The organism is Streptomyces sp. NPDC002680 (assembly GCF_042889145.1).
GTDB classification, from domain to species: domain Bacteria; phylum Actinomycetota; class Actinomycetes; order Streptomycetales; family Streptomycetaceae; genus Streptomyces; species Streptomyces adonidis.
The window spans coordinates 580,796-604,376 of the sequence record NZ_JBIAQP010000002.1 but is presented as its reverse complement, the minus strand read 5'-3'; the positions used below and the strand labels follow the sequence as shown (position 1 = coordinate 604,376).

Below are 23,581 nucleotides of genomic sequence, written 5' to 3'. Positions count from 1 at the left end.
ACCCTCCTCCCAGACATGAGCCTCACCGGTACGCCGTTCCTCATCACGACGATCGCCCTCGCCGCCGTCGCCGTACTGCTGCCTCTCGCCCTCTGGTCCCGGGTGCGCGGGCCCGCGCTGGTACGCGGCACCGCCCGGCTGCTGATGGTGCTGTTCGCCCAGGCCACGGCGGTCACGCTGGTCTTCCTGCTGGTGAACAACTCCAACAACCTGTACGACAACTGGGGCGACCTCCTCGGCACGGGCGACCACGTCCAGGCAGCCGCCGATCTCGGCGCCGACGGCACCGGCGGTATCGCGCTGCGCGAGCTGCCGAAGGTGAAGCAGACGTTCCGCGAGGCCAACGGGCCCGGCATGCACGCGGCCGGCGGCGTCCAGGTCACCGACCTCAAGGGCCAGGTCTCGGGCGTCGACGCCGAGGTCTACGTCTGGCTGCCCCCGCAGTACCACGAGGCCGCCTACCGGCACCGCAGGTTCCCGGTCGTCGAACTGCTGCCGGGCTACCCGGGCTCGGCGAAGTCCTGGTTCGGCTCCCTGCACGCGCCGCAGCAACTGCTGCCGCTGATGAAGAGCGGACAGGTCACGCCCTTCATCCTCGTCTCGCCGCGGACGACTCTCATCGCCGACGCGGACACCGGCTGCGCCAACATCCCGGGCCGGGTCAACGCGGACACCTGGCTCAGTGTCGACGTACCGAAAATGGTCACGGACAACTTCCGCGCCGAAAGCGGACCGGGCGGCTGGGCGGTGGCCGGGTACTCGGCCGGGGCGCACTGCGCGGCGAAGCTCGCGGTCGCGCACCCCGACCGCTACCGGGCCGGGGTGTCGATGTCCGGTTACAACGACCCGATCGGCGAGCCCCTGTCCCTGGCCGCGCAGACCCCGCAGCTGCGGGCCGCGAACAACCCGTATCTGATCCTCAAGCACGACCGCGTCGCGCCCCCGATCTCGCTCTATGTCTCCGGCGAGTCCGGCGACGGCTACGAGGCCGGCATGGCCCTCCAGCGGGTGGCGAAGTCACCGACGACGGTGGATGTCGTCTATCTGCCGCGCAGCGCGGGCGGCCACAACATGGCGCTGTGGCGGCCCCAGATCACCACGGTGTTCCGCTGGCTGACCCAGCAGTTCGACGCGGGCGGCCACAAGACCACCGGCAGTACGTCGAACACGACCGGCTCGACGTCTTCCGGACGGACTACTCGTCCTCACGCGCCGTCGACCGCCGGTTCCACGCGCGCGGCGCTCGCCAGTGGAACCGCATCGCGAGCAGCCGCAGTACGAAAGCCGTGACGACCGCAAGCCCGCTGGTGAGCGAGGTGAGCGCGTCGTAGCGGATGCACAGCACGGTCAGCGCGGAACCGACGATCGCCGGGACCGCGTACAGGTCCCGGTCCCAACGCAGCAGCGAGGGAACCTCGTTGGCGAGGACGTCACGCAGCACTCCGCCGCCCACGGCGGTCGCGAGACCGAGGGCGGCGGAGGCGGTGAGGCCCAGGCCGTAGTCGTACGCCTTCACCGTGCCCGTGACACAGAACAGCCCGAGCCCCGCCGCGTCGAACACGTTGACGCCGACCTGGATGCGTTCCACCTCCGGGTGGAGGAAGAAGACGAGCAGGGCGGCGAGCAGCGGGGTCAGGAAGTACCCGAGATCCGTGAACGCGGCCGGCGGCACGGCCCCGATGACGACATCCCGCAGCAGCCCGCCGCCCAGCGCGGTGACCTCGGCGAGTACGGCGATCCCGAAGACGTCGAAGTTCTTGCGCACGGCGAGCAGGGCGCCCGAGATCGCGAAGACGAAGATGCCGACGAGGTCGAGGGCGTGCTGGACGGAGGAGCTGAAGAGCTGCTGGATCACCCCGGTATTGTCGCCGGGGACGGTCTACAGGGTGGGCTTGCCTGTCGCGAACAGCCAGGTCTGGAAGAGGTCGTCGAGCTGCTGCCCGCTGATCTTCTCCGCGAGCCGGACGAAGTCGTCGGTGTTCGCGTTGCCGTAGCGGTGGAGCTTGGTCCAGGTCGGCAGGAGCTTGAAGAAGGCCGCGTCACCGATGCGCTCGCGGAGCACCTGGAGGGTCATCGCGCCGCGCTGGTAGACGGCCGAGGCGAACATGGTGTCGCGCTGCGGGTCGCCGACGACGGTCTGCCAGAAGGGGTTTTCGGCGGGGCGGGCGTTGTACCCGGCGAGGAAGGAGTCGTGCGCCGAGCGGGTGCCCTTGTACTCGGCCCACAGCCACTGGGAGTAGGTCGCGAAGCCCTCGTTGAGCCAGATGTCCTTCCAGCGCTCCGTCGACACGGAGTCGCCGAACCACTGGTGGGCCAGCTCGTGCACGATGGTCGTCTCGTTGCGCACGGCCGAGTAGACCGGCTTGGTCTGCGTCTCCAGCGAGAACCCGGCCGCCGGCATGTCGTCGACGATCGCCCCGGTCTCCTCGAACGGATACGGCCCGAAGACCTTCGACCAGTAGTCGGTGGCCTCGGCGGTCACCGCGTACACGTCGACGTTGTTGCTGTTGGCGAGCACCGGGTCGATGGCCACGTAGATCGGCGTCCCGCCGGGCGTGACCCCCGTCCGCACGTCGAACTTCCCGATGGTGGCGGTGGCGAGGTAGGTCGCCATCTGCTTCTTCTCGCGCCAGTGGGTGTACGTCGAGCCGCCCTTGTCGTACGTCGACACCAGTCGGCCGTTGGAGACGGCGGTGAGCCCCTTCGGCGCCTTGATCCGGATGTCGAAGGCGGCCTTGTCGGAGGGGTGGTCGCTGGACGGGAACCAGGTGGAGGCGGCGTTGGGTTCGCAGGCGACGAAGACGCCGTCGGTGGTCTTCATCCAGCCGTACTGGGAGCCGAACACGATGGGCCCGCCGAGCGGTTCGGGCACCCCGCCGTAGGTGACGGCGACCTTGAACTCCCGGCCCTTGGACAGGGAGCCGCGGGGCGTGACGCGGATCTCGTCGCCCTCACGCGTGAACTGGGCGCGTCTGCCGTTCACTTCGACCTTCGTGACGTCGAGTTTCTGGAGGTCCAGGTCGAAGGACGAGAGGTTCTGGGTGGCGCGGGCGGTGATGGTCGTACGGCCGTCGAGGCGGTCGGTGTCCGGGTCGTACGCGAGGTCGAGGGCGTAGTGGCGGGCGTCGTAGCCGCCGTTGCCGAGTTGGGGGAAGTAGGAGTCGCCGACGCCGTCGGCGCCGGGGGTCGGGGCGGAGGAGGCGGCGATGACGAGGAAGGAGGCCGCCGCGGTGGCGACGGCCCCTAAACGTGCCGAACGGGAGAGCGGCATGAGTCGTCCCTTTCGAGCGTGTAACGGTCGGATAGGACCTACACGTACGACTCTGCGCTCTCCCGTTCGAACATGTGCATGACTTTGCCAACTCGTCATGCCCTACTTGTCTGTTGACTCCTGAGGGGCGTCTTCCGGTTCGTCCTTCGGCTGCGGGTCCGTGGGGGCTGGTCGCGCAGTTCCCCGCGCCCCTGGGTTGGACTCCGCGGCCGGAGTCACCAGCTCGACCGCTTCCCTGGCCGCCGTCAGCAGCACCGTGTCCTGGGGGGCCTGGTCCTCGGCGTTCTCGGGGTGGTGGCAGGCGACCTGCTGGCCGGGCTTCAGTTCCAGGAGGGGGGGTTCCGTCGTCTTGCAGATCTCCGTTGCCTTCCAGCAGCGGGTGTGGAAGCGGCAGCCGCTGGGAGGGGAGATCGGGGACGGGACGTCGCCCTTGAGGAGGATGCGGTCGCTCTTGGCGCCCCGGCGCTTGGGGTCGGGGACCGGTACCGCCGACATCAGGGCCTTGGTGTACGGGTGCATCGGCGCCTCGTACAGGGAGGTCTTGTCGGCGAGTTCGACGATCTTGCCGAGGTACATCACCGCGATCCGGTCCGAGACATGGCGTACGACGGACAGGTCGTGCGCGATGATCACGTACGTCAGGCCGAGTTCCTGCTGGAGGTCGTCCATCAGGTTCACGACCTGGGCCTGGATCGACACGTCCAGCGCGGAGACCGGCTCGTCGGCCACGACCAGCTTCGGCTTGAGGGCGAGCGCACGGGCGATGCCGATGCGCTGGCGCTGGCCGCCGGAGAACTCGTGCGGGTAGCGGTTGAAGTGCTCGGGGCTCAGACCCACCAGCGCGAGGAGGCGCTGGACCTCCTTCTTCACCCCGCCCTCGGGCTCCACGCCCTGGAGCCGGAAGGGCGCCGAGACGATCGAGCCGATGGTGTGGCGCGGGTTCAGCGAGCCGTACGGGTCCTGGAAGATCATCTGGATGTCCCGCCGCAGCGGACGCATCCCGGCCGCGTTCAGCCGTGTGATGTCCTGACCCTCGAAGTGGATCGAGCCGGCGGTCGGTTCCTGGAGCCGGGTGATGACCCGGCCCATGGTCGACTTGCCGCAGCCCGACTCGCCGACGACGCCGAGGGTCTCGCCCTTGCGCACCTCGAAGTCGATGCCGTCGACGGCCTTCACCGCGGCGACCTGGCGCTGGAGGATCCCCTTCTTGATGGGGAAGTGCTTCACCAGGCCCTCGACCTTGAGCAGCACCTCGCGCTCATCGGCCGCTTTCGCCGACCCCTGCTCCAGTTTCTCGGTATCACTCACAGCTTTGGCGCAATCTCTTCGGTCCAGATCCGCGTACGGTCCTCCTGCGAGAGGTGGCAGGCGGAGAAGTGCCCGCCCTCGACCTGCTGCAGCTCCGGGCGCACGGTACGGGTGACGTCGCCCTTGGGTATGTCCGCGTACGGGCAGCGGGGGTGGAAGGCGCAGCCCGAGGGGACGTTGATGAGGCTCGGCGGCTGGCCCTTGACGGGGATGAGCCGGTCGGAGGTCTCGCGGTCGATGCGCGGCATGGAACCGAGCAGACCCCAGGTGTACGGGTGCTGCGGCTGCTCGAAGATCTCGTCGACCGGGCCGCGCTCCACGCACCGGCCGCCGTACATCACCAGGACCTCGTCGGCGATCTCGGCGACCACGCCGAGGTCATGGGTGATGAGGACGACCGCGGAGCCGAACTCCTTCTGCAGATCGCGGATCAGGTCGAGGATCTGCGCCTGGACGGTCACGTCGAGGGCGGTCGTCGGCTCGTCCGCGATGAGCAGCTCGGGGTTGTTGACCAGCGCCATCGCGATCATCGCGCGCTGGCGCATACCGCCGGAGAACTCGTGCGGGTAGCTGTCGACGCGCTTGCCGGGCTCGGGGATGCCGACCCGGTCGAGCATCTCGATCGCCCGGGTGCGGGCGACCTTCTTGCTGACGTCGTGGTGGACGCGGTACGCCTCCACGATCTGGCTGCCGATCCTGTAGTACGGGTGCATCGCGGACAGCGGATCCTGGAAGATCATCGCCATCTCGTGGCCCCGCAGCTTGCGCACCTCGTCCGGGTCGGCGCCGACGAGTTCCTTGCCGTCGAGCCAGATCTCGCCGGACATCTGGACGTTCTTGCCACGTGCGCCGAGCCGGTGCAGGCCCATGATCGCGAGCGAGGTGACGGACTTGCCTGAGCCGGACTCGCCCACGATGGAGAGGGTCTTGCCCTTCTCCAGTTGGAAGCTGAGTCCGTCGACGGACTTGACCAGGCCGTCGTCGGTCGGGAAGTGCACCTTGAGGTCGCGGACTTCGAGGAAGGCGCTGGGCGCGTTCGAGGGCGAGGGTTCGCCCACCGCGGCGCCGGTCTTGGACAGTTCGGTCACGAGAGCCTCACCCGCGGGTCGGCGGCCGCGTAGAGCAGGTCCACCAGAAGATTTGCGACAACGACGAAGAGAGCGGCGAGCAGGGTGACGCCGAGGATCGGCGGCAGGTCGTTGTCCTTGATGCCCTGCACCGCGTACTCGCCGACACCGTGCAGCGAGAACACCGTCTCGGTGATCAGCGCGCCGCCGAGCAGCAGGCCGAGGTCCATGCCGAACACGGTGATGATCGGCGTCAGCGCGGCCCGCAGACCGTGCCGGACGACCACCTTGCGCTCCCGCAGGCCCTTGGCGCGGGCCGTACGGATGAAGTCCTCGTTCATCGTCTCCAGCATCCCCGAGCGGGTGAGCCGCGCGTAGATGGCGGAGTAGAGCAGGGCGAGCGAACACCACGCCGGGAACAGCGTGTTCGCCCACTGGGCCGGATTCTCGGTGAAGGGAACGTACGTCCTACCGAAGATCGGCCACTGATAGGTGAAGAGCAGCAGTGCCAGGTTGCCCGTGAAGAACATGGGCAGCGAGACACCGGCGAGGGCGACGCCCATGAAGGACCGGTCGAAGAAGGAGCCGGGCTTCAGCGCGGAGATGACACCGATCGCCACACCGGACACCAGCCAGATCACCGCCGCGCCGGCGGCGAGCGAGATCGTCACCGGAAGGCGGGAGGTGAGCTGCGGCCAGACCTCGACATGGGTCTTGAAGGAGTAGCCGAAGCACGGCGCGTTGCACTGTGTCGTGGTGGGCCCCAGGTCATAGGTGGCACCGGTCACGATCCCCTTGATGAAGTGCCAGTACTGGAGATAAAGGGGGTCGTCCAGACCGAGGTTGCTCTTGACCGCAGCGATGTCCGCCGCCGACGGGCTCTTCCCGATGTACTGCTGGGCCAGCTGGTCGGCGGTCTGGCCGGCGAGCCGTGGCAGCAGGAAGAAGATGGCGAAGGTCACCGCGGTGACGACCAGCAGCAGGATCACTGCCGCGAACGTCCGACGGAGGATGTACGAGATCACGGGGGTCGGCCTGGTGCCCGCGGGCTGCGAAGCCCGCGGGCACCAATGCCTTCACCTGCCTTCCGGGGCTACTTCTTGGTCGTGCCGATGTTGAGGTAGTCGTACTGACCGCTGAAGGCCGCCGTGGACACCAGGTTGGTGAAGTTGGCCGGGCGGTACAGCAGGACCTTGAAGTAGGTCAGCGGGACGAGAGCGGCCTCGTCCATCGTCTTCTTGTCGACCTCGGTGTACATGGCGTCACGCGCGGCCTTGTCCTCCGTGCCGATCGCCTTCTCCAGCAGCTCGTTGACGTCCTTGTTGTCGAACTGCGAGAGGTTGGTGTTGCCCGAGGCGCCGATGGCGTCACCGTGCAGGATCTGCTGCAGGAAACCGTAGCCGGACGGCCAGTCGGAACCCCACTGCATCATCATCAGACCGACGTTGTTGTCCGCGTCCCACTTCGGGACACCCGCGTAGTCGGTGAAGTACTTGCCCGACGGGAACTGCTTCATCGTGGCGTTGATGCCGGCGGCCTTCAGCGAGTTGATGATCGCGGTGGCCGCGTCGATCTCCGCCGGACGGTCGCTGCGCGCGGTGATGCTGGTGTTGATCGTGGTCTGACCGCAGGCCTGCAGGTGCTCCTTGGCCTTGGCCACGTCGCCCTTGTTGCCGTCGGTGGCGTAGACGTCCGCCTTCTCGTAGCCCGGGATGTCCGGCGGGAGGACGGTCGTGGCGATGTCACCGCGGATCGGGCCGCCCTCGGCGGTCTGCACCGAGACCTTGTCGATCGCGTACTGCACGGCCTTGCGGCACTCGACGTTGTCGAACGGCTTCAGCTTGGTGTTGATCGCCATGTAGACGAGACGGCCACCGTAGGTGTTGTCGGTGTTGGCCTTCTTGTCGGCGTTGCTGACGACCTCGGCCTGCGTCGCGGCCTGGACACCCGTACCACCCAGGTCGATCGCGTTGCCGGCCTGGACGTCCTGGTCGATGGTCTCCGCGTTGACCTTCAGGTTGACCACGATCTTGTCCGGGTACTGCTTGCGCAGCGGGTCGGTCGCGGCGTCCCAGTTCTTGTTGCGGACGAGGGTGACCTGCTTGCCCTCGTCGTAGCTCGCGAACTGGTACGAGCCCGAGGACACGATGCTCTTGACGTAGTCGATGCCCTTGTCCTTGGCCTGGGGCACCGGCGCCGTCTGCGGAGTCGCGACGAGGTAGTCGAACTCCTGGAAGGCGCGGTTGAGCTTGAAGACGATCGTGGTGTCGTCCGGCGTCTGGATCGACGCCAGGCCCTCGGCGCTCTTGTCCTTGTACGGGCCCTTGTACTTGTCGCCGCCGTCCAGGAACTGCTGGAAGTAGTTCGGGCCGAGGGAGAGCACGTCACGCGCGAAGTTGGAGCGCTCGACGGCGTACTTGACGTCCTTCGAGGTGATCGCGGTGCCGTCCTGGTACTTCAGCCCCGAGCGGAGCTTGTACGTCCAGGTCTTGCCACCGTCGCTCGGTACGCCCGCGCTCGCGGCGAGGTCCGGGACCAGCTCGTTGCCCTTGTCGCCCGCGGCGGGCTTGAAGGTCATCAGCGGGCGGGCGTACAGCCGGCTGAAGTTGTACATGTACGCGTAGTACGTGTTGCCGGGGTCGAAGGAGTCCGGGACGTCCGAGTACTCGTAGGTGACCGTGCCCCCCTTCTGGGTGGACGCGTTGACGACATCCTTGGTCGCTGCGTTGGCCCCAGCCGACTTGGTGCTGTCCGTCGAATCGTCTTCGGCTTTGCTGCAGCCTGCGAGCAGCAGGCTCACAGTTCCGATCGCCGCAACCGCGGCCAGCGCTGACCTTCGCATGATGGTCTGCTTCTCCTCCATTGTTGGAAACTTGCTGAACTCCCGCCGCGGCCGCATCAGCGGCTGCGTGGGTCGAGAGCGTCCCGGAGACCGTCGCCGAGCAGGTTGAACGCCAGGACGGTCACGAAGATGGCAAGACCGGGCACGATCATGAACTGCGGGTCGACCTGGTAGAAGTCGACCGCCTGGTTGAGCATTCCGCCCCAGGAAGCCTGCGGGGGCTGGATGCCGACCCCGAGGAAGCTCAGGGAGGCCTCGAAGAGGATGTTGGTCGGGATGAGCAGCGTCGAGTAGACGATGATCGGGCCGACCAGGTTCGGCAGCAGCTCCCGGAAGAGGATGTACGGCCCCTTGGCGCCCATGCCCCGGGAGGCGTCCACGAACTCGCGCTCACGCAGGGCCAGCGTCTGGCCGCGGACGATGCGTCCCAGGTAGGGCCAGTTGAAGAAGCCGATGACGAAGATCAGCACGCTGATGTGGAGCGGGAGCCCTTCGAGGCCGAACGCGCCGCCCTGGAGCGTGGCGGAGATGGCGATGGCGAAGAGCAGCAGGGGGAAGGCGAGGAAGGTGTCCATCAGCCGGCTGATGACCGTGTCGACCCGGCCGCCGTAGTAGCCGGCGACGACTCCGAGGACCGTGCCGATCACGTTGGACAGGATCGTGGCGCCGAACGCGACGACCAGCGACACCCAGGAGCCCTCCAGGATGCGGGTGGCGATGTCGCGCCCGAACTTCGGCTCGACACCGAGCGGGTGGTCCCAGCTCATGCCACCCCAGGCGCCCTTGGGGAGGGAGGTGTTGGGGTCGATCAGGTCCTGGTTGAAGGCGTTGGGGTCGAGGCCGAACAGTGCCTGGATGGGCCGGGAGAGGATCGCGATCAGCACCAGCAGGATGACGATGACACCGCCGGCGACCGCCACCTTGTCCCGCTTGAACCGGGACCAGGCGATCTGTCCCAGGGAACGGCCCTCGATCTGCCCCTTACCGGCACCGGCGAGCACAGCCTCCGGCTGCGCCTCGGCTTCCGCTGCGGTGGTCTCGATCGGTGCGGTCACAGTGACCCGACCCCTCTCGCCGGTGGTGACCGGCCTACGCCTGCCGCGTGTCCGCGGCTTGATTCACTTGCTCGCCGGGTACCGGCTGGTCCTGCTTGACAATCTGTGCTGATTAGTCGACTTAACCATGCGTTGTCGGCCACTCGGACCGATGCCCCCATCGTCTGACAGGCGAGTCTTCAGCGATTCGGCGATCACACGGAAGGTCTGTCGGCGAAAGTATGCGCAACCGTGATGCTGTCCTGGGGATTCCGTTATCCGAACAGCGGGTAACGCCCGTCGGACGCGGGGCAGTTGAGACAGAAGGGACATACGGACACTATCGCGACGATCCGTCGCTATCTACGCGCGAAGACCGTGGCGCGCGGATTCGGCCGTCCGCGTGATGGTCCCCTCAGTAACGACCGCGCGCGGGCGGATACCCGTACCCCGCGGCCGGAGCCTGGGGCGGCGCGGCGATCGCGTGGGCCTCGCGGTCGTAGAACGGGCGGGCGTTCGCGCGCAGCCACATCACGACCGGGTCCTGCTCGTCCGACATCGCGACCGTCGACACCGGCAGCCCGTCCGGGACCGCCCCGATCGACTGCTGCATCATCGCGCGCACCGAGTCCACGGCCGGTGGCGAGGTGTCGTACACATCGAGGCCGATGGCCAGATACGGCGCCCCGAGCGCCGGCTGCACCCAGGCGCGGCGCAGAGAGCGGACGGCCGGGGTGCGGTGGGCGTTCTGCGAGAGGAGGGCGTAGAACTGCGGGATCTCGATGCCGGGTTCGGCCAGCCGCAGAGGCCCCGCGGGCTGGCGTTCCAGGCCCGTCGCGATGCGGCGCAGATCGAGCCAGGGGATGCCGACGCCACCGCCCGGGGAGTGCGGGTTGAGCCAGAGGCCGTACTGGTCCGGGTAGAGGGTGCGGGCCACGTCGAGGCCGTCGACCACCTCGTACGACCTGTTCCAGCCGCTGACCGACAGCTCCTGGGCGGAGGTCACGCAGGGGGCGTAGCCGTACCCCTCGACCTGCATGTTTCCGTACTGGGCGTCCGGGGAGCCGGCCTGGCCGTGCCAGAGCAGCATCCAGATCTGGCCGGAGGACGGGGTCGCGAGGGCGCGCAGGAGCGCCTCGTAGGCGTCATAGCGCCCGGGCGTGACTTGGCGCAGCATGTGCTCGACCTGACCGGCCGCGGCCGTGCCCGACGCGCTCACCATTACCGCCCCTTCGTTTCCCCTACCGGGTTGTGCGTTTCTTAGCTTATGCGCTCCGCTGGTTGGGCCGTTGAGAGCTCGGGGCCTGGTGTTGTCGGCGGAGTGCGGGTGCGTTGTGGCTGATCGCGCAGTTCCCCGCGCCCCTAGGGGGTGCCCCTAGGCCTGTTTGTCAGTAGCCGTGCTGATAGAAGGGACGGACTCGGTCCCTGAGCCAGTCCGTCACCGGGTCCTGGGCCGCGTCCAGGAAGACCAGGTTCACCGGCCAGGGGGAGCCCACTTGGCCCAGGGCTCTTCCTACCGCGTCCATGGGGATTGTGCGGGCCACCGGGTCCCAGGGGGAGAGTTCCACGCCGATGAACATGACGGGGGCGGAGGTTTCGATGGTCGCCAGGCAGCGGCGGGCCGTTCGGACCACGCCCGTGCCGGCGAACTCCGTCGCCGCGGCGGTGAGGAAGTCGACCGGATCCTCCTGCCAGTTCGGCTCGTAGAGGCGGACCCGGCCGCCGCCCGCGCCGTCGAGAACGGTGCGGCCGGAGCGGCAGAGTTCGGCCACGGCCGGCGGGGGCAGGGGAACGCCGACCACGCCGTCCGGGTTCATGGCGATGCCGACCTGGGGCGGGAGACCCCGGGCGAACTCGACGGCGGGGGCCACGGTGTACGCCAGGTGGCCGCCGACGACCTGCCGGAACTGCTCCTCCGAGCTGAAGACCGGCACGTACGCCTGACCGCCGATGTCCATCGTGGGCAGGTCGAGGGGGCCGGAGTAGGGGCCGCCGCCGGACGGGAGGGGGACCCAGACGAAGCTCCGGCCGAGGACCTCGACGATGCGAGCGCCCGCGCCGGGGACGCCGAGGGAGGCCGAGAGCACCTCCTCCAGCTCGTTGCCGGGCCACCCGCCGTGCGAATGGGGGTGCGCCTGTGCGGGGAAACCCCCGGGAAAGTCCGGGGGGAAGTCCGCCGGGATGTCCATCTGCTGCCTACCGCCTGCTGTGAACCGCTGCCTTGAGTCCCTTAATGGGCAAAACCCTAACCGGCCCCGGCGGGTACGGACATCAGTCCGCGAAGTCGATCCTGCGCAGGGTGTCCGCCGCGTCCCGGTCGATCAGCACCGCCGAGCCGCAGCCCTCCGGCAGGTTCCCCTTCTCCACCGAGCGCAGCAGCCGCGAGGCGGCCTGGCGGTGGCGCAGGAACGCGTACCGCGAGACGCCCCGGCCGCGTTCGCGCTGGCCCTCCAGGGCCTCGTCCGGGGTGACGTCGAGGAGGAGCAGGTGGAGGGTGCCGCCCCGACGGCGGGCCTCACGGGCCAGCCAGCCGCGCACCCAGGCCTGCGTACCGCAGTCGTGCACGACGACCCCGGCGCCGGAGCGCAGGGCGCGGCGCAGTCCGGCGTAGTGGGCGAGACGGACGAGGGGGCGGTAGACCGCGTAGGGGAGGAAGGAGGGCGTACGGGCGTCCCAGCGGTCGCGGGTGTTCTGGGAGTCGATGCCGGGGCCGCGCACCGCCCGGCGCATCAGCGTGGACTTGCCGCTGCCGGGCAGGCCGGTGACCACGACGAGGTCGCGGGCGCCGAAGGTGAGGCCGTGCGGGCTGTGGCCCGAGCGCTCCCGCAGATCGCGGATCACGGGTGCCGGGCGCGGGGCGCACGCCTCCCGGGCGGGGGCGGCGGGCTGCGTGGGCAGCGCGTCGGTCAGTGCGAGGGCTGAGGTCGTCGCGTACGCCGTGGTCCTGTTCACCGTGATCGTCCTCCCATGGGGTCGGGAAGTACCGTCCCCGTCGAGTGTAAAGAGAAGGTAATACGCGGTGTCTCTCGTTTGGGTCCGATTACTGCAACAGGCCTGCTACAGGGCCGTATGTGTGCCTGTGGCACGACTGTGCCCCCTCTGTGAAGGGTCCCCCTGCCGTGCCGAGGCAATGCGTGCGATGATGTGCCCGCCAACTGCATACCGGCCGCTTGAATCCGCGCGGGAGAGTTCCGGACACCTACGGGTGGCCGGGCGCCGAAGGAGCAAGTCCCTCCCTTGAATCTCTCAGGCCCCGTACCGCGCGGGCGAGGCACATCTGAAAAGCGGGCCGCCGGTCCTGTGACCAGCGGCTCCACCCACGGTGCAAGCCATGTTCTTCATGGCGAACCTCTCAGGTTCCGATGACAGATGGGGAGGAACGACCTCGCCGTCATGCCCTGGGAGCACAACCGATGAGCAGTAGCCCTGTCCTGCGTCTGACCGCGCTCGATGCCCTGCATCGTTCGCTCGGCGCGACGATGACCGACTTCGCCGGCTGGGACATGCCCCTGCGGTACGGCTCCGAGCGCGACGAGCATGTCGCGGTGCGTACCCGGGCCGGTCTCTTCGATCTCTCGCACATGGGCGAGATCACCGTGACCGGGCCGGAGGCCGCCGCCCTCCTCGACTACGCGCTGGTCGGCAACATCGGGTCCGTAGCCGTGGGCCGCGCCCGCTACACGATGATCTGCCGGGCCGACGGCGGCATCCTCGACGACCTGATCGTCTACCGGCTGGCGGACACCGAATACCTGGTCGTGGCCAACGCCGGCAACGCGCAGATCGTGCTCGATGCTCTGCTGGAGCGGTCCGACAGCTTCGACGCGGTGGTCCGCGACGACCGGGACGCCTACGCGCTGATCGCCGTACAGGGCCCGGAGTCCCCCGGCATCCTCGCCTCCCTCACCGACGCCGATCTCGACGGCCTGAAGTACTACGCGGGCCTGCCCGGCACGGTCGCCGGTGTCCCCGCCCTCATCGCGCGCACCGGATACACCGGCGAGGACGGCTTCGAGCTGTTCGTGGCGCCGGGCGACGCGGAGAAGGTGTGGCAGGCGCTGACCGACGCGGGTACGCCCGCCGGGCTGGTCCCCTGCGGCCTGTCCTGCCGGGACACCCTGCGCCTGGAGGCGGGCATGCCGCTGTACGGGCACGAACTGACCACCTCCCTCACCCCCTTCGACGCCGGGCTCGGCCGGGTCGTCAAGTTCGACAAGGCGGGCGACTTCGTGGGCCGCGCGGCCCTGCGCGAGGCCGCCGAGCGTGCCTCGTACGAGCCGCCGCGGGTCCTGGTCGGCCTGGTCGCCGAGGGGCGTCGCGTCCCGCGCGCGGGGTACGCGGTCGTCGCCGACGGCCGGGTGATCGGCGAGGTCACCTCGGGCGCCCCCTCCCCCACGCTCGGCAGGCCGATCGCGATGGCGTACGTCGACTCCACGCACGCGGCGCCGGGCACGGCGGGCGTGGGCGTGGACATCCGGGGCAGCCACGAGCCGTACGAGGTCGTGGCGCTGCCGTTCTACAAGCGTCAGAAGTAGCTCTCGCCCCGGCACCCCGTCATGAGCAACGCGTGTCATGGCTGCTCACGGGCAGTCCCTGTAGTACCCCATGCATGACCAGTCCCCCGCGTACAGGAGAATTCAGGCCATGAGCAACCCCCAGCAGCTGCGCTACAGCAAGGAGCACGAGTGGCTGTCGGGCGCCGAGGACGGCGTCTCGACGGTCGGTATCACCGAGCACGCGGCCAACGCGCTCGGCGATGTCGTGTACGTCCAGCTTCCCGAGGTAGGTGCCACGGTGGCCGCGGGCGAGACCTGCGGTGAGCTGGAGTCGACCAAGTCCGTCAGCGACCTGTACTCCCCGGTCTCCGGTGAGGTCACCGAGGTCAACGAGGACGTCTCCAACGACCCGTCGCTGGTGAACTCCGCCCCGTTCGAAGGCGGTTGGCTCTTCAAGGTGCGCGTCGCGGAGGAGCCGGGCGACCTGCTCTCCGCGGACGAGTACACCGCGTTCTCCGGCAGCTGAGATCCCCGAGCCGATATCCCCGGCCAAGGACGTAAGGACGTACTGACCCCATGTCGCTTCTGAACACTCCCCTGCACGAGCTGGACCCGGAGGTCGCCGCCGCCGTCGACGCCGAGCTGAACCGTCAGCAGTCCACCCTGGAGATGATCGCCTCGGAGAACTTCGCTCCGGTCGCGGTCATGGAGGCCCAGGGCTCGGTCCTCACCAACAAGTACGCCGAGGGCTACCCGGGTCGCCGCTACTACGGCGGCTGCGAGCACGTCGACGTCGCCGAGCAGATCGCGATCGACCGGGTCAAGGAGCTGTTCGGCGCCGAGTACGCCAACGTCCAGCCGCACTCGGGCGCCTCCGCCAACCAGGCCGCGCTGTTCGCGCTGGCCCAGCCCGGCGACACCATCCTCGGCCTGGACCTGGCGCACGGCGGCCACCTCACCCACGGGATGCGGCTGAACTTCTCCGGCAAGCAGTTCAATGTGGTCGCGTACCACGTGGACGAGGCCGGCCTTGTCGACATGGCCGAGCTGGAGCAGCTCGCCAAGGAGCACCGGCCGAAGGTGATCATCGCGGGCTGGTCGGCGTACCCGAGGCAGCTGGACTTCGCGGAGTTCCGCCGGATCGCGGACGAGGTGGGCGCGTACCTCTGGGTCGACATGGCGCACTTCGCCGGGCTGGTCGCGGCGGGGCTGCACCCGAACCCGGTGCCGTACGCGGACGTCGTCACCTCGACGACCCACAAGACGCTGGGCGGCCCGCGCGGCGGGATCATCCTGGCCAAGCAGGAGTTCGCGAAGAAGCTGAACTCGTCCGTCTTCCCGGGCTTCCAGGGCGGCCCCCTGGAGCACGTGATCGCGGCGAAGGCGGTGTCCTTCAAGGTCGCCGCTTCGGACGACTTCAAGGAGCGCCAGCGGCGTACGGTGGAGGGCGCGCAGCTGCTCGCCGAGCGCCTCGTGCGTGCGGACGTCACGGAGCACGGCGTGTCCGTCCTCTCCGGCGGTACGGACGTCCACCTGGTCCTCGTCGACCTGCGCAACTCGGAGTTGGACGGCAAGCAGGCGGAGGACCGGCTCCACGAGGTCGGCATCACCGTCAACCGGAACGCGATCCCGAACGACCCGCGTCCGCCGATGGTGACGTCGGGGCTGCGGATCGGTACCCCGGCCCTCGCGACCCGCGGCTTCACGGCCGAGGACTTCGCGGAGGTCGCGGACGTCATCGCCGAGACCCTGAAGGCGCCCGCTCCCTTCGGGGAGGCCGACGCAGAAGCTCTGAAGGCCCGTGTGAAGGCGCTGGCCGACAAGCACCCGCTGTACCCCGGCCTGAACAAGTAGTTCTTCCTGGCGGGGGCACCCGACGACGTGTGCCCCCGCCCTCTCTGAGGAGTCACCGTGGCCGTTTCGGTCTTCGACCTGTTCTCGATCGGTATCGGCCCGTCCAGCTCCCACACGGTCGGCCCCATGCGCGCGGCCCGGCTGTTCGCCCGCCGGCTGCGCAACGAGGAGGTCCTCGGGGCGGTGGCGTCGGTCCGGGCGGAGCTGTACGGCTCGCTCGGCGCGACCGGCCACGGCCACGGCACGCCCAAGGCGGTGCTGCTCGGCCTGGAGGGCGCCTCGCCGCGCACGGTGGACGTGGAGGGCGCGGACGTCCGGGTCGAGCAGATCAAGGAGTCGGGCCGGCTCAGGCTCCTCGACGACCACGAGATCGCCTTCTCCTTCGACGACGACCTGGTCCTGCACCGCCGTAAGACACTCCCCTACCACGCGAACGGCATGACCCTGTGGGCGTACGACGCCTCGGGGACCGAGCTGCTCTCGAAGACGTACTACTCAGTGGGCGGCGGCTTCGTCGTCGACGAGGACGCGATAGGCGCGGACAGGATCAAGCTCGACGACACCCCGCTGAAGTACCCCTTCCGTACGGGCGACGAGCTGCTGCGCCTGGCGAAGGAGACGGGGCTGTCGATCTCCGCGCTGATGCTGGAGAACGAGCGGGCCTGGCGCACCGAGGACGAGATCCGCTCCGGGCTGCTGGACATCTGGCGCGTGATGCAGGCCTGCGTGTCACGCGGTATGTCCCGCGAGGGCATCCTGCCGGGCGGGCTCCGGGTGCGCCGCCGCGCGGCCATGTCGGCGCGTCAACTCCGGGCGGAGGGCGAGCCGTTGGCCCGCGCGATGGAGTGGATCACGCTGTACGCGATGGCGGTGAACGAGGAGAACGCGGCGGGCGGCCGGGTCGTGACGGCCCCGACGAACGGGGCGGCGGGGATCATCCCGGCGGTCCTGCACTACTACATCAACTTCGTGCCGGGCGCCGACGAGGACGGCGTGGTCCGCTTCATGCTGGCCGCCGGCGCGATCGGCATGCTGTTCAAGGAGAACGCGTCCATCTCCGGCGCGGAGGTCGGCTGCCAGGGCGAGGTCGGCTCGGCCTGCTCGATGGCGGCGGGCGCGCTGGCGGAGGTGCTCGGCGGCTCCCCGGAGCAGGTCGAGAACGCGGCCGAGATCGGCATGGAGCACAACCTCGGCCTGACCTGCGATCCGGTCGGCGGCCTGGTCCAGATCCCGTGCATCGAGCGGAACGGCATGGCCGCGGTGAAGGCGGTCACGGCGGCGCGGATGGCGATGCGGGGGGACGGGTCGCACAAGGTGTCCCTGGACAAGGTCATCAAGACGATGAAGGAGACGGGGGCGGACATGAGCGTGAAGTACAAGGAGACCGCGCGCGGCGGCCTCGCGGTGAACATCATCGAGTGCTGAGGGCGTAGGCCCTGGCGTCGCTGCCGGGTTCCGAGGGAGAGCTCGCCCCAGCGCCCTCGGGCAAATCCAGGCATGGAATCCATAAGTAACAAACACGGAATGGCTGGGCAATCTCCGTGGGTCACTCTCGCCTTGGTCGTCCGGCAGGAGGAAGTCGGCGCTGAGCACGGAGGGAAACGCGATGAGCCTTGTCAGCGAGTGCTGCATGGACCTCCGGTGCCGTGTCCACCAGTCGGCCTGGACGCGTGGACGCGTGGCGCACGGTTCACATTCGGCGTCCGAGGGCTCTCACGCCTGACCCACGCACCGTTGGCCGGGCCGATCGCCCTGCCCGGTCTGTGGTTCCGCGGTGTCGCTCTCCCTGGACCGGCTCGTCGCCACGCGCTTTCCCCACGTACTTCTCCAGACGCCGTCGTCCTGGCGTCTGCGCCTCATGGTGCCTGCTGGGCCGTTCCGGCAGCGTTTCATAGAAGGACCTTCGCATGACCACTGCTCTGCCCAGGCCTGCCCCGGCCGCCGTACGCCTGCTCGACGTGCCCCTGGTGTCCTACCGGGTGGGCGTCAGCGTGCCGGCCGACCGGAGCTCCATCGCCTACCGGCGCGGACTGCGGGACCTGGGCCTGAGCCACTTCTTCAGCGCGTAGGGGCCTGCTGTGAAGACCCTCGACGGCTTCATGACCCACGTCATGGCCAAGGCGTCCGCCGCCGGCCGGCAGCCCGGCCAGATGCACACCGAACGCTTCGCCCCGGCAGTTCCGTTACCTGCCGAGGGCGAACGTACGGGCTTCGCCCCATCCGGGTTCCGCCCCATCCAGGTTCTTCATGTCCGCCATGAGCCGGTACCCACCCGGCCAGTGAAAGGAACGCGTGCAATGACCAGAAGTTCGAGCAACGACGGCAGAGCGTTCGCCGCCGCCGACCGCCGTCTCTTCCTCAAGCGGGGACTGCAACTCGGCGGTGCCGTGATGCTCGGCGGCCCGCTGCTCGCCGCATGCGGCGACTCCGACTCGTCGTCCTCCAGCGCGTCCTCGTCGTCCGGTTCCAAGGGTTTCGGTGAGCTGACGCTGCGGCTGTCCTGGATCAAGAACGTCGAGTTCGCGGGCAGCTACATCGCGGACAGCAAGGGCTACTACACGGACGAGGGCTTCTCGAAGGTCACCCTGATCGGCGGCGGCCCGTCCGCGACGCCGATGGAGACGGACGTCGTGACCAAGAAGGCGCTCGTCGCGATCAGCGCCCCCGACATCACCGGCGCCGCCGTCTCCAAGGGTGCACCGCTGAAGATCATCGGCGCGCAGTTCCAGAGGAACCCGTTCTGCATCATGTCGATGGCCAAGGACCCGATCGCCAAGCCGGAGGACATGTACGGCAAGAAGATAGGCGTCCAGGCGGGCAACGAGTCCGTGTGGGCGGCGTACGTCAAGGCCACCGGGCTGGACGAGTCGAAGATCACGAAGGTGCCGGTGCAGTTCGACCCGCTGCCCCTGACCCAGGGCACCGTGGACGGCTGGTTCTCCTTCGTGACCAACGAGCCGAACACGCTGCGACTGAAGGGTTTCAAGGTCTCGACGATGCTGCTCGCCGACACCGGCTACCCGCTGGTCTCGGAGACCTACTGTGTCCGCCAGGACACCATCGACAAGCAGCGCGACCTGCTCAAGGCGTTCCTGCGCGCGGAGATCAAGGGCTGGAAGGCGAGCATCGCCGACCCGGCGCTCGGCGCGAAGCTCGCGGCCGAGACGTACGGCAAGGGACTCGGACTGACGACCGAGGAGCAGACCCTTGAGTCCGCGGACCAGAACAAGCTGCTCGTGAGCGCCGACACCCAGAAGAACGGCCTGTTCACGGTCACGCCGGAGCTGATCGAGGAGAACCTCAAGACACTGAAGTACGGCGGCCTCGACATCACCGCCGACAAGCTCTTCGACCTCTCGATCCTCGAAGAGGTCTACAAGGAGGACACCAGCCTCGTCTGAGGCTCCGGCGGTACCGGTGCGGCTCCGTCGGCCCACCGGTACCGGCTTCCCGTACCCGTACCCGTACCCGCACCCGTACCCGCACACCGCAGACCGAGGTCGCCAACTGATGAGTACCGCCGCCGCTGTTCCCGAAGCATCCGACGACGCACCCTCCGGTGCCGGTACCGGACTGTCCCTGCGCGGGCTGAGCAAGGAGTTCAAGCTCGGCCGACGCCACGTACCCGCACTGGCCGGCGTCGACCTGGACACGGCCGAGGGCCAGTTCCTCGCGCTGCTCGGGCCGTCGGGCTGCGGCAAGTCGACCGTTCTGCGGATCCTCGCCGGGCTCGACAGCCCGACCTCCGGTACGGCGCTCGTGCACGGCGAGGACCCGGAGGCGGCTCGCAAGCGGCACCACCTGGGCATAGCCTTCCAGGACGCCGCGCTGCTGCCGTGGCGCTCGGTCGCCGCCAACATACGGCTGCCGCTGGAGATCAGCGGAATCAAGCCCGACCCGGCGGCGATCTCCGACCTCATCAAGCTGGTCGGCCTCGAAGGCTTCGAGAAGGCCCGCCCCGCCCAGCTCTCCGGCGGCATGCGGCAGCGCGTCGCCATCGCCCGTTCGCTGGTCGTCGACCCCAAGGTGCTGCTGCTGGACGAGCCGTTCGGCGCCCTGGACGACATGACCCGCCAGCGGCTCAACCTCGAACTCCAGCGCATCTGGCAGGCCCGCGCGGTGACCACCCTGCTCGTCACCCACTCCATCAACGAGGCCGTCCTGCTCAGCGACACCGTCGCCGTGATGTCCCCCCGGCCCGGCCGGATCGTGGAGGTCGTCACCATCGACCTGCCCCGGCCGCGTACCCCGGAGATGATGCGCTCGGCCGAGTTCCACGCATACGCCGACCAGTTGTCGGAACTCCTGTTCGGCCGCACCGACGCCCCCGCCGACGACACCGAGCCCGCGGCGGAGGCGTCATGAGCGCCGGGCGCTCCGCCTGGACCGGCGGGGCCGTCGGCATCGCGGCTCTGATCGGGGCGTGGTCGCTGCTGTCCACCACGGTCTTCGGCCCGGGGGACGGCGTACCCACCCCCTGGGCGGTGGTGGCGAGCGTGTTCGACGACGGCTGGACCTTCTACAGTCCGCATGTCACGCAGACCGTGGGCGAGGCCCTGACCGGGTATCTGGTCGGCAACGCGCTTGCCCTGGGCCTGGCGGTGCTGGTGCTGCTGGTGCCCGTACTGGAGCGGGTGGTCACTCAGATCGCGGTGGCCTCCTACTGCCTGCCGATCGTGGCGATCGGCCCGATCCTGTCCCTCGTCCTGGACGGGGACAAGCCGATGTCGGCGATGGCCGGGCTGTCGGTCTTCTTCACCACCCTCATCGGCGCGCTGCTCGGGCTGCGCTCGGCCGATCCGGCCTCGCTGGACCTGGTACGCGCCTACGGCGGCGGGCGCTGGCAGCAGATGCTGCGGGTCCGTCTGATCGCCGCGCTGCCCAGCACGCTGGCCGCGCTCAAGATCGCCGGTCCGGCGGCGCTGCTCGGCGCGATCATCGGCGAGTACCTCGGCCGCGTCGACAGCGGCCTCGGCATCGCCATGACCATCGCCCAGCAGCAGCTCGACGTGCCCCGCACCTGGGGCATCGCCCTGGTCTCGGGAGCGGTGGCGGGCATCGCGTACGGCGTGGTCGGGCTCATCTCCCGCTACGCCCTGCCGTGGTCGCGCACGACGACAGTGGAAGGCGGACACGCATGAGCACCGCGACGGAGACGCGGACGGCACCCGCGTTGCGCTTCACGGCGGGCGTGCTGCGTCCGCTGATGAACGTGGTCGTGACGATGACGGCCGTCATCGTCCTGTGGATCGTCTTCCTGCAGGTCTACGACCTGGACCCGCTGGTGGCCAAGTCACCGATCGACATCTTCCACTACCTGTTCACGGGCGCGGACGCGAACGCCCACCGCTCCTTGGTCTCCTCCGGTCTGGGCCGCACGCTGCTCGATGCCGGGTTCGGCTTCGTCGCCGGGCTCGTGGCGGCGGTGGGGGTGGCGGTCGTCTTCGTCCTGCTGCGGAGCGTCGAGCAGGCGCTACTGCCGATGGCGGTCGTCGTGCGGTCCGTGCCCTTGGTGGCGATGACCCCACTCATCACCCTCGTCTTCGGCCGCGGCCTGATGGCCACCACCGTCATCAGCGGCCTGATCGTCTTCTTTCCCGCTCTGGTCACCATGACCTTCGGCCTGCGCTCCGCCTCCCGCCAGGCGGCCGACCTGTGCCGCGCGTACGGCGCCGGAGGCTGGACCATCGCCCGCAAGGTCATGCTGCCCAGCGCGGTCCCCGCCTTCTTCGCCAGCGCCCGCGTCGGCGTCCCCGGAGCCCTGATCGGCGCGATGCTCGCCGAATGGCTCTCCACCGGACAAGGCCTCGGCTACGCCATGCTCAAGGACTCCTCCACCTTCGACTACGACCACCTATGGGCCTCGGTCGCAGTCCTCACCGCCGTATCCGCACTTGCCTACAACATCATCGCGGCCATCGAGACGGTTGCCCTGGCCCGCTTCGCGCCCGACATCCGCCCGGGCACATGACTCCGACCGAGGCAACTCGTTCCCCTTCCCGGGGGCGTGGCCTCCCCGATTCGACGGAGAACTCGTGACAGACCTGACTGAGTTCATCTCGCATCTGCCCAAGTGCGAGTTGCATGTGCACATCGAGGGCACGCTGGAACCGGAGCTGAAGTTCGCCCTCGCCGCCCGGAACAACGTCACGTTGCCGTACGCCGACGCGGACGAGATGCGGGCCGGCTACGCGTTCCACGACCTGCCGTCGTTCCTCGCCTGCTACTACGAGGGCATGTCGGTCCTGCTGACCGAGGCCGACTTCTACGACCTGGCGTGGGCGTACCTGAACAAGGCGCAGGAACAGAACATCCGCTACGCGGAGATCTTCTTCGACCCGCAGGCGCACACCTCCCGCGGCATCACCTTCGGCACGGTGATCCGCGGGCTTCGCCGGGCGCTGATGGACGCGCGCCGGCTGCTCGACGTGCGGGCACAGCTCGTCATGTGCTTCATGCGGGACTTCTCCGCCGAGTACGCCATGGCCACGCTGATGGAGTCCCTTCCCTACCAGGAGTGGATCATCGGGGTCGGGCTGGACTCGGACGAGCGGGGCAACCCGCCGGCCAAGTTCGCCGCCGTCTTCGCACGGGCACGAGCGGAGGGCTACCAGCTGACGATGCACTGCGACGTGGACCAGGAGAACTCCGTCGACAACATCCGCCAGTGCCTGGACGTCATCGGGGTGGACCGGATCGACCACGGCGTGAACTGTCTGGAGAGCGAGGACCTCCAGAACGAGATCAAGGCGCGCGGCCTGGGCCTGACCGTCTGCCCGATCTCCAACAGCTACGTGCGCGGCTCCGACGGGCTGGCCGTCGTCCGCAAGATGCTCGACGGCGGACTACGCGTCACCATCAGCTCCGACGACCCGGCCTACATGAATGGCTACGTCACCGAGAATCTTCTCGCGGTGCAGGCCACCACTCCGCTCACCCCGGCAGAGCTGGTCCAACTGCAGCGCAACGCGTTCGAGATCGCCTGGCTGCCCGACGCCGTCAAGGACACCTACCTCACCGAGCTGGACGGCTACCTCACAACGGATGTCGAGTGCTGACGCTCTCGGCGCCGCCTGCCCGCTGCGCCACGGAGACGAAGGCCAGCTTCGCGCGTTGCAGTTCGTCCGGTCTCTCGTGGCTCCGGAGACAGTCGACGAGGTGCTGAGCCGCCTCGGCGGCCTCCGGCGGACCTTCCAGGAGCACCCCGCCCAGGGCTCGTTGCAGCAGAACGTCGTCGTCAGCCTGGCCCCGCCCGTTCCGTTCGGTGAGGATCCTGGCCTCCGCGGCGCCGAGGAACTCCGCGTAGGTCTGGCGGCGGAGGGTGAACTCGCGGTGACTCGTCTCGGCGCGGAGCGTCATGCGTACCGATTCGAGGAGCGCCTCCGCCTGGCGGTCGCCCGCGTGACGTGCGGCCGCCGCCTGCTGGATCCCCGCGCCGCGGGCGTACCAGCCGGTGACGACACTGCCCGCGATCGCCGATCCCGCGGCGATCAGTGCGATTCCCCAGTCACTCATGGCGTCATCCTCGCGATCAGCCCCGGCATGTCACCCCATCCTTGCCGAATGTGCGGTGTGGATCACTCTCGGGGGCCTTCGAACGGCGAGCGATAGGATCAGGCCATGTCGCCCGACGACGCGGAGGAAACCGCCCCGACCTGCGGAAACACCTGTTCCCGCACACCAGTTCCCGATATGCTGGACACTTTCGG

Annotated in this window: 22 protein-coding genes and 1 riboswitch; of the genes, 11 read left to right on the top strand and 11 right to left on the bottom strand. The window is 68.8% G+C overall.

Translation table 11 applies throughout. From position 1 onward, the window contains the following. The first annotated feature begins 15 nt into the window (after positions 1–15). Entirely contained in the window at positions 16–1,290 is a 1,275-nt protein-coding gene (locus tag ACFYXF_RS09235; protein ID WP_389348922.1) for an alpha/beta hydrolase, read from the top strand. Here the strand turns inward: ACFYXF_RS09235 and ACFYXF_RS09230 are convergent. The 10 genes from ACFYXF_RS09230 to ACFYXF_RS09185 form a co-directional block, all read right to left on the bottom strand. Further along, complete coding sequence (locus tag ACFYXF_RS09230) at positions 1,196–1,855, bottom strand: trimeric intracellular cation channel family protein (protein ID WP_389348921.1); 660 nt, start codon at positions 1,853–1,855, stop codon at positions 1,196–1,198. The genes ACFYXF_RS09235 and ACFYXF_RS09230 overlap by 95 nt on opposite strands. Before the next feature lie 24 nt (positions 1,856–1,879). Continuing rightward, on the bottom strand, positions 1,880–3,271 hold the full coding sequence (locus ACFYXF_RS09225) for a M1 family metallopeptidase (protein WP_389348920.1): 1,392 nt from the start codon (positions 3,269–3,271) through the stop codon (positions 1,880–1,882). Between the two features lie 102 nt (positions 3,272–3,373). Beyond that, positions 3,374–4,579 (bottom strand): ABC transporter ATP-binding protein, encoded by a 1,206-nt coding sequence (locus ACFYXF_RS09220; protein ID WP_389348919.1) that lies wholly within the window; start codon positions 4,577–4,579, stop codon positions 3,374–3,376. Next, positions 4,576–5,667: an ABC transporter ATP-binding protein gene (locus ACFYXF_RS09215; protein ID WP_389348918.1), complete on the bottom strand. Its 1,092-nt coding sequence runs from the start codon at positions 5,665–5,667 to the stop codon at positions 4,576–4,578. The genes ACFYXF_RS09220 and ACFYXF_RS09215 overlap by 4 nt, the downstream gene beginning before the upstream one ends. Continuing rightward, positions 5,664–6,671 (bottom strand): ABC transporter permease, encoded by a 1,008-nt coding sequence (locus tag ACFYXF_RS09210; protein ID WP_389348917.1) that lies wholly within the window; start codon positions 6,669–6,671, stop codon positions 5,664–5,666. The genes ACFYXF_RS09215 and ACFYXF_RS09210 overlap by 4 nt, the downstream gene beginning before the upstream one ends. Positions 6,672–6,739: 68 nt before the next feature. After that, complete coding sequence (locus tag ACFYXF_RS09205; protein ID WP_389348916.1) at positions 6,740–8,509, bottom strand: ABC transporter substrate-binding protein; 1,770 nt, start codon at positions 8,507–8,509, stop codon at positions 6,740–6,742. A gap of 35 nt (positions 8,510–8,544) precedes the next feature. After that, the gene (locus ACFYXF_RS09200) at positions 8,545–9,543 is read right to left on the bottom strand and encodes an ABC transporter permease (protein WP_389348915.1); all 999 of its coding nucleotides are present in this window, start codon (positions 9,541–9,543) and stop codon (positions 8,545–8,547) included. A gap of 394 nt (positions 9,544–9,937) precedes the next feature. Beyond that, on the bottom strand, positions 9,938–10,741 hold the full coding sequence (locus tag ACFYXF_RS09195) for an enhanced serine sensitivity protein SseB C-terminal domain-containing protein (protein WP_389349019.1): 804 nt from the start codon (positions 10,739–10,741) through the stop codon (positions 9,938–9,940). Between the two features lie 169 nt (positions 10,742–10,910). Then, entirely contained in the window at positions 10,911–11,711 is an 801-nt protein-coding gene (locus ACFYXF_RS09190; protein WP_389348914.1) for an enhanced serine sensitivity protein SseB, read from the bottom strand. 82 nt (positions 11,712–11,793) lie between these two features. Next, positions 11,794–12,480, bottom strand: a complete 687-nt coding sequence (locus ACFYXF_RS09185) for an AAA family ATPase (RefSeq protein WP_389349018.1) — start codon at positions 12,478–12,480, stop codon at positions 11,794–11,796. A gap of 213 nt (positions 12,481–12,693) precedes the next feature. Beyond that, positions 12,694–12,793, top strand: a riboswitch (glycine riboswitch). A gap of 142 nt (positions 12,794–12,935) precedes the next feature. Here ACFYXF_RS09185 and gcvT point away from each other — a divergent pair. From gcvT to add, 10 genes are all read left to right on the top strand, one after another. Beyond that, the gene (gene gcvT / locus ACFYXF_RS09180) at positions 12,936–14,057 is read left to right on the top strand and encodes a glycine cleavage system aminomethyltransferase GcvT (RefSeq protein ID WP_389348913.1); all 1,122 of its coding nucleotides are present in this window, start codon (positions 12,936–12,938) and stop codon (positions 14,055–14,057) included. Between the two features lie 109 nt (positions 14,058–14,166). Further along, positions 14,167–14,544, top strand: coding sequence for a glycine cleavage system protein GcvH (gcvH, locus tag ACFYXF_RS09175; protein ID WP_389348912.1), 378 nt, complete (start codon positions 14,167–14,169; stop codon positions 14,542–14,544). A gap of 50 nt (positions 14,545–14,594) precedes the next feature. Then, positions 14,595–15,872, top strand: coding sequence for a serine hydroxymethyltransferase (glyA, locus tag ACFYXF_RS09170; RefSeq protein WP_389348911.1), 1,278 nt, complete (start codon positions 14,595–14,597; stop codon positions 15,870–15,872). Between the two features lie 57 nt (positions 15,873–15,929). Continuing rightward, positions 15,930–17,297: an L-serine ammonia-lyase gene (locus ACFYXF_RS09165; protein WP_389348910.1), complete on the top strand. Its 1,368-nt coding sequence runs from the start codon at positions 15,930–15,932 to the stop codon at positions 17,295–17,297. Between the two features lie 482 nt (positions 17,298–17,779). After that, a complete protein-coding gene (locus ACFYXF_RS09160) occupies positions 17,780–17,941 on the top strand; it encodes a hypothetical protein (RefSeq protein WP_389348909.1) in 162 nt (53 codons plus the stop codon). Positions 17,942–18,169: 228 nt separating this feature from the next. Further along, entirely contained in the window at positions 18,170–19,273 is a 1,104-nt protein-coding gene (locus tag ACFYXF_RS09155; protein ID WP_389348908.1) for an ABC transporter substrate-binding protein, read from the top strand. 109 nt (positions 19,274–19,382) lie between these two features. Beyond that, positions 19,383–20,237, top strand: coding sequence for an ABC transporter ATP-binding protein (locus tag ACFYXF_RS09150; protein ID WP_389348907.1), 855 nt, complete (start codon positions 19,383–19,385; stop codon positions 20,235–20,237). Further along, positions 20,234–21,013 (top strand): ABC transporter permease, encoded by a 780-nt coding sequence (locus tag ACFYXF_RS09145; RefSeq protein WP_389348906.1) that lies wholly within the window; start codon positions 20,234–20,236, stop codon positions 21,011–21,013. The genes ACFYXF_RS09150 and ACFYXF_RS09145 overlap by 4 nt, the downstream gene beginning before the upstream one ends. Beyond that, on the top strand, positions 21,010–21,843 hold the full coding sequence (locus ACFYXF_RS09140) for an ABC transporter permease (protein WP_389348905.1): 834 nt from the start codon (positions 21,010–21,012) through the stop codon (positions 21,841–21,843). Before ACFYXF_RS09145 ends, ACFYXF_RS09140 begins: the two co-directional genes overlap by 4 nt. A gap of 64 nt (positions 21,844–21,907) precedes the next feature. Next, positions 21,908–22,930, top strand: coding sequence for an adenosine deaminase (gene add / locus ACFYXF_RS09135; protein ID WP_389348904.1), 1,023 nt, complete (start codon positions 21,908–21,910; stop codon positions 22,928–22,930). Here the strand turns inward: add and ACFYXF_RS09130 are convergent. Next, the gene (locus tag ACFYXF_RS09130) at positions 22,908–23,387 is read right to left on the bottom strand and encodes a hypothetical protein (RefSeq protein ID WP_389348903.1); all 480 of its coding nucleotides are present in this window, start codon (positions 23,385–23,387) and stop codon (positions 22,908–22,910) included. The genes add and ACFYXF_RS09130 overlap by 23 nt on opposite strands. Between the last annotated feature and the right edge of the window lie 194 nt (positions 23,388–23,581).

Bases quoted from the DNA above. Each gene is read 5' to 3' on its own strand.
- gcvH (WP_389348912.1), top strand. From the start codon at position 14,167: ATGAGCAACCCCCAGCAGCTGCGCTACAGCAAGGAGCACGAGTGGCTG.
- ACFYXF_RS09130 (WP_389348903.1), bottom strand. From the start codon at position 23,387: ATGAGTGACTGGGGAATCGCACTGATCGCCGCGGGATCGGCGATCGCG.
- ACFYXF_RS09155 (WP_389348908.1), top strand. From the start codon at position 18,170: ATGACCAGAAGTTCGAGCAACGACGGCAGAGCGTTCGCCGCCGCCGAC.
- glyA (WP_389348911.1), top strand. From the start codon at position 14,595: ATGTCGCTTCTGAACACTCCCCTGCACGAGCTGGACCCGGAGGTCGCC.
- ACFYXF_RS09205 (WP_389348916.1), bottom strand. From the start codon at position 8,509: ATGGAGGAGAAGCAGACCATCATGCGAAGGTCAGCGCTGGCCGCGGTT.
- ACFYXF_RS09235 (WP_389348922.1), top strand. From the start codon at position 16: ATGAGCCTCACCGGTACGCCGTTCCTCATCACGACGATCGCCCTCGCC.
- gcvT (WP_389348913.1), top strand. From the start codon at position 12,936: ATGAGCAGTAGCCCTGTCCTGCGTCTGACCGCGCTCGATGCCCTGCAT.
- ACFYXF_RS09160 (WP_389348909.1), top strand. From the start codon at position 17,780: ATGACCACTGCTCTGCCCAGGCCTGCCCCGGCCGCCGTACGCCTGCTC.
- ACFYXF_RS09150 (WP_389348907.1), top strand. From the start codon at position 19,383: ATGAGTACCGCCGCCGCTGTTCCCGAAGCATCCGACGACGCACCCTCC.
- ACFYXF_RS09140 (WP_389348905.1), top strand. From the start codon at position 21,010: ATGAGCACCGCGACGGAGACGCGGACGGCACCCGCGTTGCGCTTCACG.
- ACFYXF_RS09190 (WP_389348914.1), bottom strand. From the start codon at position 11,711: ATGGACATCCCGGCGGACTTCCCCCCGGACTTTCCCGGGGGTTTCCCC.
- ACFYXF_RS09145 (WP_389348906.1), top strand. From the start codon at position 20,234: ATGAGCGCCGGGCGCTCCGCCTGGACCGGCGGGGCCGTCGGCATCGCG.
- ACFYXF_RS09225 (WP_389348920.1), bottom strand. From the start codon at position 3,271: ATGCCGCTCTCCCGTTCGGCACGTTTAGGGGCCGTCGCCACCGCGGCG.